Annotated in this window: 12 protein-coding genes and 1 other RNA gene; 6 read left to right on the plus strand and 7 right to left on the minus strand. The window is 58.5% G+C overall.

The window, feature by feature from the left end:
• Positions 1-42: 42 nt before the first annotated feature.
• The 3 genes from V7747_RS12950 to V7747_RS12960 all read left to right on the plus strand — a co-directional run bounded on the left by V7747_RS12950 (position 43) and on the right by V7747_RS12960 (position 1,817).
• Positions 43-288, plus strand: coding sequence for a YheU family protein (locus V7747_RS12950; protein WP_335616440.1), 246 nt, complete (start codon positions 43-45; stop codon positions 286-288).
• A gap of 109 nt (positions 289-397) precedes the next feature.
• A complete protein-coding gene (locus V7747_RS12955; RefSeq protein ID WP_335616441.1) occupies positions 398-1,573 on the plus strand; it encodes a Na/Pi symporter in 1,176 nt (391 codons plus the stop codon).
• A 19-nt stretch (positions 1,574-1,592) separates the two neighbouring features.
• Complete coding sequence (locus V7747_RS12960) at positions 1,593-1,817, plus strand: hypothetical protein (RefSeq protein ID WP_335616442.1); 225 nt, start codon at positions 1,593-1,595, stop codon at positions 1,815-1,817.
• Positions 1,818-1,829: 12 nt separating this feature from the next.
• On the opposite strand, the gene V7747_RS12965 is transcribed toward V7747_RS12960, so the two are convergent.
• Complete coding sequence (locus tag V7747_RS12965) at positions 1,830-2,516, minus strand: substrate-binding periplasmic protein (RefSeq protein WP_335616443.1); 687 nt, start codon at positions 2,514-2,516, stop codon at positions 1,830-1,832.
• Positions 2,517-2,700: 184 nt separating this feature from the next.
• Here V7747_RS12965 and V7747_RS12970 point away from each other — a divergent pair, with 184 nt between their 5' ends.
• Together V7747_RS12970 and V7747_RS12975 are read left to right on the plus strand one after the other, a co-directional pair.
• Positions 2,701-3,033: a hypothetical protein gene (locus V7747_RS12970; protein WP_335616444.1), complete on the plus strand. Its 333-nt coding sequence runs from the start codon at positions 2,701-2,703 to the stop codon at positions 3,031-3,033.
• A gap of 86 nt (positions 3,034-3,119) precedes the next feature.
• The gene (locus V7747_RS12975) at positions 3,120-3,989 is read left to right on the plus strand and encodes a pirin family protein (RefSeq protein ID WP_335616445.1); all 870 of its coding nucleotides are present in this window, start codon (positions 3,120-3,122) and stop codon (positions 3,987-3,989) included.
• Positions 3,990-4,003: 14 nt separating this feature from the next.
• On the opposite strand, the gene recR is transcribed toward V7747_RS12975, so the two are convergent.
• Genes recR through dnaX form a run of 3 tightly spaced genes read right to left on the minus strand, consistent with a single transcriptional unit; the run spans position 4,004 to position 6,938 of the window.
• A complete protein-coding gene (gene recR, locus V7747_RS12980; RefSeq protein WP_335616446.1) occupies positions 4,004-4,603 on the minus strand; it encodes a recombination mediator RecR in 600 nt (199 codons plus the stop codon).
• Positions 4,604-4,625: 22 nt separating this feature from the next.
• Entirely contained in the window at positions 4,626-4,952 is a 327-nt protein-coding gene (locus V7747_RS12985; protein WP_092282931.1) for a YbaB/EbfC family nucleoid-associated protein, read from the minus strand.
• An 18-nt stretch (positions 4,953-4,970) separates the two neighbouring features.
• Positions 4,971-6,938, minus strand: a complete 1,968-nt coding sequence (dnaX, locus tag V7747_RS12990) for a DNA polymerase III subunit gamma/tau (protein WP_335616447.1) — start codon at positions 6,936-6,938, stop codon at positions 4,971-4,973.
• Between the two features lie 213 nt (positions 6,939-7,151).
• Between dnaX and V7747_RS12995 the strand changes: the two genes are divergently transcribed.
• Positions 7,152-8,807, plus strand: a complete 1,656-nt coding sequence (locus V7747_RS12995) for a methyl-accepting chemotaxis protein (protein ID WP_335616448.1) — start codon at positions 7,152-7,154, stop codon at positions 8,805-8,807.
• Positions 8,808-8,948: 141 nt separating this feature from the next.
• Here the strand turns inward: V7747_RS12995 and ffs are convergent.
• The 3 genes from ffs to V7747_RS13010 form a co-directional block, all read right to left on the minus strand.
• Positions 8,949-9,045, minus strand: an RNA gene (gene ffs, locus V7747_RS13000) — signal recognition particle sRNA small type.
• A 75-nt stretch (positions 9,046-9,120) separates the two neighbouring features.
• Positions 9,121-10,749: a methyl-accepting chemotaxis protein gene (locus V7747_RS13005; protein ID WP_335616449.1), complete on the minus strand. Its 1,629-nt coding sequence runs from the start codon at positions 10,747-10,749 to the stop codon at positions 9,121-9,123.
• Between the two features lie 311 nt (positions 10,750-11,060).
• The gene (locus V7747_RS13010; protein WP_335616450.1) at positions 11,061-11,990 is read right to left on the minus strand and encodes an AEC family transporter; all 930 of its coding nucleotides are present in this window, start codon (positions 11,988-11,990) and stop codon (positions 11,061-11,063) included.
• Positions 11,991-12,003 lie beyond the last annotated feature (13 nt).

The following is a 12,003-nucleotide window of genomic DNA, read 5'->3' on the forward strand; positions in this document are numbered from 1 at the left end:
CGAGTGTAGCACTGCTCACCCTGTCATCCGAGAAGTAGACCCATGCTCATACCCTACGAACTGCTGGAAGCCGAGACTCTACAACGCCTGCTGGAAGACTTCGTCACCCGCGACGGTACCGACAACGGTTATGACGACAGCCTCGCCGAGCGCGTTGCCCAGGTGCGCAGGCTGCTTGAGCGCAAGGAGTTATTGATCGTCTTTCACCCCGATACCGGGGATGCCAGCCTGAGCCATCGACGCGACGTACCGCCGGAGATGCTGCGCGACTTCCTGGCCCAACATTAAGACCAGCCATCCTGCGTCATCAGATGTTCATCCTGCTGTCACCTGTCGGCCACAGTCGCCATAGAGAGTCTGAGGGTACCTAACCCTTACTCATACAGGATCGCCAGGGATGAGCAGCCACGCCCAATCTGTCCCGCAGGAACCGCTTTCTCAAGAACCCACCCAACCAGTCGCCCGCCCATGGCTGGCCTGGCTGACCGTGGTGGTACTGGTCTATCTGTTGCTGGCCGCCGTCGGTGCGATTGGCGGCGGCTTCAAAGCCGCTGCGGGCGCTAACGCCAAGGAGCTGTTTGCGTTCGCCACCAACCCCTTTGTGGGCTTGATGATTGGCCTGGTCGCGACCGCGCTCATTCAGAGCTCCAGCACCGTTACCTCGATCATCGTTGGCCTGGTGGCCGGTGGCCTGCCGGTGCAGATCGCCATTCCCTTGATCATGGGCGCCAATATTGGCACCTCACTGACCAGCACCATCGTCAGCCTTGGTCACGTGCGCAACGGTGAGGAATTCCGCCGCGCCTTTTCCGCCGCCACCGTACACGATGCCTTCAATATTCTGGCCGTGCTCTTGCTGTTACCGATCGAACTGCTGTTTCACCCCCTGCAGATCAGCTCGCAAATGATTGCCGGCCTGCTGGTCAGCGATGCCAGCCTGGACATGGGCAGCGTCAACATCATGAAAACCTTACTGACCCCAGCCACCGACCTGCTCAAATTTCTGGTGTCCTGGTTGCCAGGATCAATGTGGCAGGGGATTGCGCTGATCCTCATCGGGGTGGGCATGATTCTCTTTGTGGTCTCGGCCATTGGCCGCGTGCTGCGCAAGGTCATGGTCGGCCGCGCCAAAGACATCATGCACGCCAGCGTTGGCCGTGGCCCGCTATCGGGCATGGCCAGTGGCACACTCATCACCGTGCTGGTGCAATCCTCGTCCACCACCACGTCGCTGATCGTGCCGCTGGCCGGTACCGGTGTATTTTCGATGCGCCAGGTGTATCCGTTCACGCTGGGGAGCAACATCGGCACCTGCGTCACCGCGCTGCTGGCGGCCACCGCCATTGTGGGCGACAACGCCGTGCTGGCGCTGCAGATTGCCTTGGTCCACCTGTTCTTCAATATTCTGGGCATAGTGCTGATCTACGGTTTGCCCTTCCTGCGGCAGGTCCCACCACGCATTGCCGAGTGGCTGGCAACGCTCGCCCAACAGAACAAGCTTTATGTCGCGGGTTATATCGGCGGCGTCTTCTTTGCGCTGCCATTGGTATTGATCGGCGCCAGCCAACTTTAACTGCAAGGAGCACAACACAATGAACCAGTACAGCCGGGAAGAAACCGAAGAGCGCATCAAGGAACTGCGCGAATCGCTCAATCAACTGGAAAGCCAATTGGCGACGCACCGCCGGGATGACGCCAGCCAGCACGATTTGATCGAACATCTCGACGAGTTTATCGACGCTGTCGATCACAAGGTATTGAGCCTGAAAACCTTCTGGACCAGCCTCAAGAAGGATTGGCAGAAGAGTCACAACTGAAAGTCGCGCGCATCATTGGTCCGCGTAGGCCGCCATGATGCGCGCGTACTCGCCGCTGGCACGCAGTGCCGCCAGGCCGCTATTGAAGCGGTCACGTGAAGCCTTGTCGACAAACCCCAGACTATAAGGCGTTGCCGGGAACAAGCGATGCAAGGTGACCGGCTGCTGCACATCGACCTGCTTTGCGACCAGTTGATTGAAGGTATTGAAGATACGCTCGTCGGCAACCACCACATCGATACGCCCCGCGTAGAGCAGCAGATTGCGAGTAATCTGTCGCGGCTCTTCGCGATACTCCGGATTGCGCCCAGCCATGGCACCAAACTCGTTGCCCAGCAGGTAGCGCGCGCGCTGGAAGGCACTGACCGAGTAATCATCCAGGTCGGCAATGCGATGCAGACTGACCTGGTTACGCGTCAGGCTAATCGCCACATTGCGATATTCAATGTAACTGTCTGAATAGAAGGCGCTGATGCCGCTGGCCTTGTTGGTGGTCGTCACCGCATCCAGGTCACCGCGTTTGAGCATCAGATGCAAACGCTCCGCGGGTGCGTAGTAGGGCTCCACCTCTTCACCAGCCTCACGAAACGCGGCGGTCACCAGATCAAACTCCAGCCCACGTCCCTCAAATTCGAAAACGTAGGGCGGCTTGTTGATGCCAAAGCCCACCAGCAAAGGTTCTGCCTGCAGGTGCGACACAAACGCGCAGCTGCCCATCGCCACTATACTTGCAATAGCTCCACAGCCCTTCATTCGCGGCCTCCCCTATGCCTGTATGGAGTGTCCGGTAGTTTGCCGCAGCTGGCAACGCCAAAGGCCTTGCTTGGAGCTTTGCGGTGATCGGGATAACATGAACCACTACATACCCACACATGAGGTAATGATGAAACACTATTCAGCGCTGTTGTTTGCTGGCCTGGTCTGCCTGGCCAGCCTGCCCGCCTCTGCTCAAACCCAAGCAGCCGAAGAGGCATGTACCCCCGAAGCGGCTATCGCCAAGGCAGAGGTCGTGGCACAGCTGATCTACGACATGACCAAGAACAACCCCGGCAAGGCTGATGAGCTGCGTGATCGCATGAACCAGCTGCAGGAAGAAAATCCGGCAGACAGCAGCTTTGATGCCTGTCAGGCTTATCAGCGCCTGATCGACGCCCTGGACGGCGAAGCGACCCAGCAGAAAGCGGCCGACGCCGAACAAGCCAAAAAAGATCAGTAAAATCGATAGTTTTAGCGCAAAAATTGCGTTATTAAATCGAATTTACAATTACTACAATGACGCATAACCACTAACGGAGGTGCGTCATGAACCAGTTCAAAAAACGTGATCTGCTTGAAGCCATCGTGGGACAACCCGCCTCCGATGGCGACGGCGTCAAGCTGACCCGCGTCTTCGGCGGCCGTGATGCGGCGCGCTTCGACCCCTTCCTGATGCTCGACGAGTTTGGCTCCGACAGCGCCGATGACTATATCGGCGGCTTCCCCTCGCATCCGCACCGAGGCTTTGAAACGGTGACCTACATGCTTGAAGGTCGCATGCTGCATGAAGACCACCTAGGTAATCGCGGCCTGCTTGAGCCTGGTGGCGTGCAATGGATGACCGCTGGACGCGGCATTATCCACTCGGAAATGCCACAGCAGGATCACGGTACCATGCGCGGTTTTCAGCTTTGGCTGAACTTGCCGGCTACCGAGAAAATGCAGCCTGCCCACTATCAGGATTTGCCCGCTGACGCGGTCACGCAGCACAGGCTCCCCGGTGGTGGCTTGCTCAAGCTGATTGCCGGAGAGCTGACGCTGGAAGATCGCACGCTGCGCGGCGCGATTACCGGGAAATCCACCCAGCCGCTGTATCTCGACCTACTGCTGCAACCGAACGAGCGGCTGGAGCTGCCCGTACCCACAGCACATACGTTGTTGAGCTACATCTATGAAGGTGGGGTTGAGGCGCAGGGGCAGCAGCGCAACGCAGAGCTGAAAGCGGGCCAACTTGGCCGGTTTGATCATGGGGACGCACTGGCGCTTAAGGCCGGGCCAGCAGGCGCACGCCTACTGGTGATTGCGGGTAAGCCTATTGGCGAGCCGGTGGTGCAATACGGTCCCTTCGTGATGAACAGCGAAGCCGAGATTCACCAAGCCGTGCGCGATTATCAATTGGGCCAATTGGCCGGCTAGCAAACACACCGCACTCAGAGTATCTGGGTGCGGCCTGCCAGTGCGTGTGCGAGCGTACCGCCGTCAATGTACTCCAGCTCACCACCCAGCGGTACACCGTGGGCGATACGCGATACCTTAATGCCGCGCGGGCGCAGCATGCCGGCAATGTAATGCGCTGTCGCCTCCCCCTCTACCGTCGGATTGGTGGCGAGAATGACCTCCGCCACCTCACTCCCATCAAGGCAATCGAGCAGGGCAGGAATACCTATTTCATCGGGCCCCATACCATCAATCGGCGACAGGTGACCCTTGAGTACGAAATAGCGGCCGTTAAAACCACCGGCTTGCTCTACCGCCCAGACATCCGCCGGACTTTGCAAAATACACAGCAGACTGGCGTCACGCCGTGAATCGGTACAGATAGCACAGAGCGCGGTTTCACTCAGGGTACGACAACGCCGGCAATAACCGACACCGGCAATCGCCTTGTCCAGTGCGCTGGACAAATGTGCGGCGGCGGCACGATCACGCTCAAGCAGATGCAAGGCCATGCGTTGCGCGGTTTTGGGCCCCACGCCGGGCAGGCCGCGCAGGGCATCAATCATCTGCCGAATCAGTGGGCTGAAACTCATTTATGCGTCGCCTGTGGGCTGTTCAGAACGGCATCTTGAAGCCGTCAGGCAGGTTCATGCCTGCGGTCATGCCGGACATCTTCTCCTTGCTCTCGTTTTCCAGCTTGCGCACGGCGTCGTTGAAAGCTGCTGCGATCAGGTCTTCCAGCACTTCCTTGTCTTCCTGCATCAGGCTGTCATCGATACTGACCCGGCGCACATCATGGCGGCCGGTCATCACCACCGACACCAAACCGGCGCCGGATTGGCCGGTTACTTCGGCGTTGGCCAACTCTTCTTGCATCTTGGCCATTTTTTCTTGCATCTGCTGTGCCTGCTTCATCAGGCCTGCCATGCCACCTTTCATCATGATTTGTATCCTCTGTAGTTAGGGAGCGGGCGCATCCAGTGGACGGATACTGCCCTCACATATTTCAGCGGAAAACTCGCTGCACAGCCGTTGGACCATGGGGTCCGCCTGAATGCTCGCTTCTGCCGCCTTCTGTCGGGCCGCCTTGCGTCGCGCAGCCGCCACCGCCGGCGTTTCCTGGGTTGGCGCCTGCACCGTTACCTCAAGCCGCAGCTCAGCGCCCTGCTGAGTAACCAGCGCCTGTTGCAGCCGTTGCCGATGATTCTCGTTGTATAACGCGCTGTGGCCCGGATCAAGATGCAGCGACCAAACGCTGGCATCACGGGCCACCAGCTGACAGTGTGCAGCAATGCTCTGCGTCAACCCACTCAAGCCGAGCTGCTCGAACAGCTCCAGCCACTCTGCCGCAAGCCCCGTGGCGGGGGGCAGGTCACTGATATCGTCAGCTTCGCTTTGCTGGATGTTATCCGCAGCGACGCTGCTTTCGTCCGCCCAGTCGCCGAGATACTGCGCAGCGTCCAACGACTCGTCGTCATCATCACGGTCCGGCACGTCGTCTTGCGGTGGCGGTGACTCCAGCCACTCGGCGGGCGGCTCATGCTGCGGCGGCTTGACCGGCGTGTTGGGGTTGATTGGCTGCTGGCTGACTGGCGGCGGCGCGGCAAGCGGCGAAGCCTCCACCGCAGCCTGGGCACTGGTCGCCGGCTGCACAGCGGGCACGACGGGAGCAGTCTGCTCAGGCTCGACAGTCGGCGCTTGCGGACGCGGCGGCGCCGCGTCATCAGGCCGGTCGCTTGCAGACTCAGCCTTGGCCGGGCTGAGTCCTGCCGGCTTTTCCGGCTCAGGTTCCGGCGCCGCCGGCGGGTGCGTTGGCGCACTGACCACCGGGCCGTCACCCAGGGTGCCCGGCCGGAACGCCAGCATGCGCAACAGTGCCATTTCAAAGCCACCGCGGGGTTCCGGCGCCAGGGGCAGGTCACGCCGCCCATGCAGACCCAGTTGATAGAAGAGCTGTATATCCTCGGCGCTGATGCGCCCGGCCAACTCCAGTACCCGTGCCTGATCACCCAGGCTGTTATCAGCCGCTTCCGGCACCACTTGCGCCATGGCCAGGCGCTGCAAGGTCGAAATCAGCTCGGCCATCACGCCGGCAAAATCGGCCCCCTGCTCTGCCAACTCGGCAACCGCCTGCATCAGCGCGCGAGCATCGTTGGCCACCAGCGCATCCAGCAAACCGAATACCTGGCCATGATCAATGGTGCCCAGCATGCTACGCACCTCAGCCACCTGCAGTGCGCCATTGCCAAAGGCAATCGCCTGATCGGTCAGACTGAGCGCATCGCGCATCGAACCATCTGCGGCACGACCGAGCAGCCACAGCGACTCGTCGTCATAAGCGATGGATTCTTCGCTCAGCACATGCCGCAAATGCTCTACCACCTTTTCCGGCGGCATGTTTTTCAGCGAGAACTGTAAACAACGCGACAGAATGGTGACCGGCAGCTTCTGCGGGTCGGTCGTCGCAAGCAGGAATTTTACGTGCTCCGGCGGCTCTTCCAGCGTCTTAAGCAAAGCGTTGAAACTGTGACTGGAAAGCATGTGCACTTCGTCGATCAGGTAGACCTTGAAGCGCCCGCGTGACGGCGCGTACTGCACGTTGTCGAGCAGCTCGCGGGTGTCCTCAACCTTGGTACGGCTGGCCGCGTCCACTTCAATCAGATCAACAAAGCGGCCTTCATCGATTTCACGGCAGGCAGAACAGACGCCGCAGGGTTCGGAGTTAACGCCCACTTCACAGTTCAGGCATTTGGCGAGGATGCGCGCAATGGTGGTTTTACCTACGCCACGGGTACCGGTAAACAGGTAAGCGTGATGCAGCCGGTTATTGTCCAGCGCGTTGATCAGCGCCTGCAGCACATGCGTCTGCCCAACCATTTCACGGAATAGACGAGGACGCCACTTGCGGGCTAATACCTGATAACTCATTAGGTCTGCTTGATTCCATTATTGTCGATGCCGGCCGATAATGTATCGCAAGCAGGGGCGTGAATGCGAGGGAAAGAGGCCTATACCGGTCTGGCACATGGCAGTGACTTTCTACTTAAACGAGCGATGGCATTAGCGACAACGCCACGCAGCGTATAAGGAAATCTCAGTGCCTGCCAAACCGTGACCTCCTACCTTCGGATTGCTATATCAATGAACAAACTCAATAACCTGACCATCAGAACACGACTGATTGGTCTGATTATCTTCGCAGTGCTGCTTTTGGTTCTACTGAGCGTTGCTGCAGTAAGAGCTATCAGCAATTCTGCAGACTCGCTGGAAACTGTCTATGTGGATCGCCTGGTGCCTACAGGGCAACTCAGTCGAATCAAATATGAGCTGCAATATATAGAAGCTGAGCTTTTGTACGCGCTACAGCACGACCCTTCACACGCAGAAAGTGCTAGCCATAAGCACGCGATAGATCAACACATAAATGCGGTTACTGCTGCCAGAAAGCGCGTAACCGATGATTGGGAAGCTTATCTGGCAACCTACCTCACCCCTGAAGAAAAGCAGCTTTCCGACACCGCAAAACCACAGCTGAACGACGTACTGACACGAGGCATTGATCCCACTGCCTCCCAACTGCAACTGCAACGCTTTGCTGAAGCCAACCGAATCGTGCTCAACCAATTGCAACCCGGTAACCACGCACTTTACAGCACTCTGGACAAGATGCTCGACCTGCAGCTACGGGTAGCCGAGCAGGAGTTCCAATCGGCTCAGGCGGCTTATCAACACACGCTGGTATTTTCTGCGGTGACTACCCTGCTCGCGATCATTGTGCTCGCTCTGCTGTCCTGGGGCATTATTGCCGGTATCAGCGCAGCTGTTGCGCGCCTCGAAAAAGCCAGCACGCAGCTAGCCGAAGGCAACCTTACTGCCCGCACCAATGACTCCAGCCGGGACGAGCTTGGTCGCATTAGCCAAGCCTTTGATCGCATGGCCGAACGTTTCCAGCGCACCATCAATCAAGTCGCCGCGTCCAGCAGCCAACTGGCGGCTGCAGCCGAGGAAACATCCGCTATCAGCGTGCAGACCGGCAGCGGAGTGCGCCAGCAAACCCATGAGGTAGCGCAGGTAGCCACTGCCATGCACGAGATGACGGCTACCGTTCAGGATGTGGCTCGCAACGCCGCAGAAGCAGCAGAAGCATCACACGAAGCAGAACTTGAGGCTCAGCAAGGGCGCAAACTGGCTACCCAGACAATCGACGCCATTCAAACCCTGGCCGAAGAAGTTGAACGCGCTGCCGAAGTCATCCAGAGCCTGGAAAAGGAAAGCGGCAACATCACATCAGTACTGACCGTCATTCAAGGCATAGCCGAACAGACCAATCTACTGGCGTTGAACGCCGCAATTGAGGCTGCGCGCGCTGGCGAACAAGGCCGTGGCTTTGCTGTGGTAGCTGATGAGGTGCGTGCACTTGCTTCGCGCACGCAACAGTCCACTACCGAAATCCACAGCATGATTACCCGCCTGCAAGAGGGCGCTGAGCAAGCTGTCAGCGTAATGCAAAGCAGCACAGAAAAGGCAGGGCGTGGAGTAGAGGCCGTTGGGCTGGCGAGTAACCGCCTGATGGCTATCACTGACGCGGTAACACGCATAAACGACATCAACATTCAGATCGCCTCGGCGGCGGAAGAGCAGTCGTCCGTTGCTGAAGAAATCAACCGCAACATCAGTAACGTCAACGACATCGCGCAACAAACCAGTACGGCATCAGAGCAAAGCGCTGCCACCAGCGAAGAACTGGCGCGACTAGCCAACGAGCTGCAACAACTGATCAGCCACTTCCGGGTATAACCAAGACGGGCCTGCGTGGTTGTAAAATCACGCAGGCACGCGAAGCTTTCCCGACCAGTAAATGGGATTATCCGTTTGAATGCATGAGCTGACTTAAAAAAAAGGGGGGGAGAGAGAAACGAAAATAAATATGGGTGGCAACCCTACCAGCCACACCCCGGCACACGATATGACCGCTGCGGCTGCTCCCTTCCGGGCCTGACCGGGTTCACGGCTGATCATTGCGAGGGGACCGGCAGGGTCACCATAGCAGCCTGAGCTGATGTCAGGCCGCGCTATTGTAACGGCTTGCCCACAAGTTACAACCCGAATATCAGGTTTTAAAGCGACCAACCTGCTGTTGCAGGGTCGAGGCCAGACGCGCCAAGGCGTTACTGGCATCACGACTCTCCTGAGAGGACTGCGCCGCCTGGTTGGACAGGTCACGGATACCACTGATATTGCGGGCAATGTCTTCGGTGGTCTGGCTCTGTTCTTCGCAAGCAGCAGCGATCTGCGCCGCCATGTCGTTGATGCGCATCACCGAGGCCGATGTTTCCGAGAGAGAGGTTTCAGTGGTTGTGGCCTTCTCGACGCTCTGCGCGGCCAGCTCGGCGCCGCGTTGCATCACCGATACCGCCTGGCCGGCACCGGCCTGCAGTTTCTGGATCATCTGTTGAATATCGCGGGTCGAGTCCTGGGTACGCGCCGCCAATGCCCGTACTTCATCTGCGACCACCGCAAAGCCGCGGCCCTGCTCACCCGCACGCGCTGCTTCAATCGCTGCGTTCAGGGCCAGCAGGTTGGTCTGCTCGGCGATGCCTTCAATCACGCTGAGTACCCCGCCGATCTTGTCGGTGTCCTGCTCCAGGTTGTCGATTACGCCGGCGGCCTCTTCGACGTCAGCAGCCAGGCGGCGCAGATCGTTCATGGTGTGCCCGACCACCTCAGAGGCCTGGTGCCCCTGTTTGTCGGCAGTGCTGGCAGCATCGGCGGTGCTGTGCGCGTTGTCCGCCACCTCGTGAATGGCCGCGCTCATTTCGGTAGCCGCAGTACTGACCTGATCAATTGCCATGTATTGCTCGTTGACCAGACGCTCCTGTCCCGTGGCGATGGCACTCATCTCTTCGGCGGCAGAAGCCACCTGCAGAGTCGACTCTGCGACCTGGCGTATCAGCGTCTGCAGCTGCTCAAGAAAGTCGTTGACCGCAACACTGAGTTTGCCCAGCTCATCCTTCGAATGTACCGTCACACGTTTGGTCAGGTCGCCCTCGCCGTCAGCGATGTCGCGAATGCGCTGCAGCAAGTCCTGCAGGGGGGTGACAATCAGACCGGGAAAGAAAGCAATCATCAACAGGCACACCAGCGCACCGATCACCAGCACAACTCCGACCCGGAAATGACTGGCGTCAGCATCGGCCGCGGCGTCGAGACCTTCCTGCTCCGCTCCGGCGTTGACCAACTCAGTCATTTGATCAATAAGATCACGCGCCTTGCTGAATTCCTCATAGCCGCGACCATAACTGATGTCGTTGGCCTGATCGGCATTGCCGCCCGCCGCCATCCGCACGTTGTCCAGCGAGGTGCGCTGCCAGACTTCAAAGGCCCGTGCAAAATCCGCCGCCAGCGCCTTGCCCTGCGCAGAAACCGTAGACGCACCGTATTTCGCAATCCGATCACGCGCCTGCTGCATGTTAGCGGTTTGCTCATCCCCTACCTCAGATGCCGGAACACCGGCCAGCAAGGCCCGCTCGGCCTGTAACGCCTGGTACATGTCGCGGTCGGCTTCAAGGATAATTGAGCTTTGCGGCAGCAATTCTTGAGAAACCCGCTCCAACCGACTTTCAACCTTATTGACAGCCCAGAAAGCTGAAAACCCAAGGATGCCAAACAAGATGGCGAGGACCAATATTGGCAGTGTCAGCTTCCAACGGAAGCTCATATCACGAAATAGGCTGATCATTGTCTGCACTCTTTTTAATTAGCGGCGTTGGCTATAGTTGTCGGCGACGTTGGCAAACGCCGTAGCACGCGGCGTTTCAAGTCCTTTGACATGCAGTCCATTTGTCCGTCGACCCCGGACTCCCTGCCCAGATAGTTATGACGACCTCAACGGGAGCAAGATCACCAGGCAGCCCCGCAGTGGCGCAATAGCACTTCTCAGCGCTATTGACTCCTAACCACAGTATCGACCAAATCTGGCAAAGCATTAACGGATTTAAGGCATTCAGGCCCAATGAAAATCCATTGTTACAAAATAATGGCGCTTGGCCGCTAGCCAACCACTGGCAGCAACCAGGCGATCATCAGAGGGATATAGACCAGCGCTACCAGAGTACTCAGCAGGGCTGTGCCTGCCACCTGTTGCGGGCTGGTATCGAGCAGCGTTGCGATCACTACCGTGTTGGCTGCGATGGGGGTGATGGAGATAAGCAAAATGGCGCGATACACCGCCACGTCGTAGATATGCAGAAACTGGCTGTCCAGCCACCAGAACAGCAAGGCGGCCAGCGGCCAACTGATAAACTTGCCGAAGAACGCCAAGCCGGTAAAGCGCAGGTTGCCGGCAAGGCCCTGAAAACTGAGGATGCTCATGCCGATAATCATCATGCCCAGAATACTGTAGGCACCGCGCAGGTTGTCGAACAGCGGCACGAAAGCGTCAGGGATGCTCAGCCCACTGTAGTTCAGCAGTACGGCCAGGAAGAAGGCATACAGCGACGGCAAGCGCAGTACCTTACGCAGGCAGTCACGCACACCAAAGCGACCGCGTGCCGCCAGATAGAAACCCACCGAGTTCTCGAACAGCGTCGTACCCAACATGCAGACGATGTAGATGCTCAGACCCTGTTCACCGAACAGCAGCAGGGCGACCGGGATCCCAAAGTAACCGGTATTACCGGTGCCCACCGACAGCGGGATCATGTTGGCACTGCCATCGTGCACCCAGCGCCTGGCCAGCCACAGATGGAGCAAGCCCAGCAGCGAGCAGAGACTGAACGTCAGAAACGGCAGCAACACCACCTCAGGCGACAGCGGCGCGTTCATCACCCCGGCAAACACCACCGAAGGAGTCACTATGTACATCATGATGCCGGCAATATGACGCCCGCTGGCATCCAAATAGCGCCCTGCCACCCAGCCAAGGCCTACCGTGACGTAAAGCGGCAACAGCTTGTACAACAAGGCAAGGGACGCCAGCATGGCTTATCTCACA

The sequence above is a fragment of the Halopseudomonas sp. genome (assembly GCF_036960865.1).
Classification (GTDB): domain Bacteria; phylum Pseudomonadota; class Gammaproteobacteria; order Pseudomonadales; family Pseudomonadaceae; genus Halopseudomonas.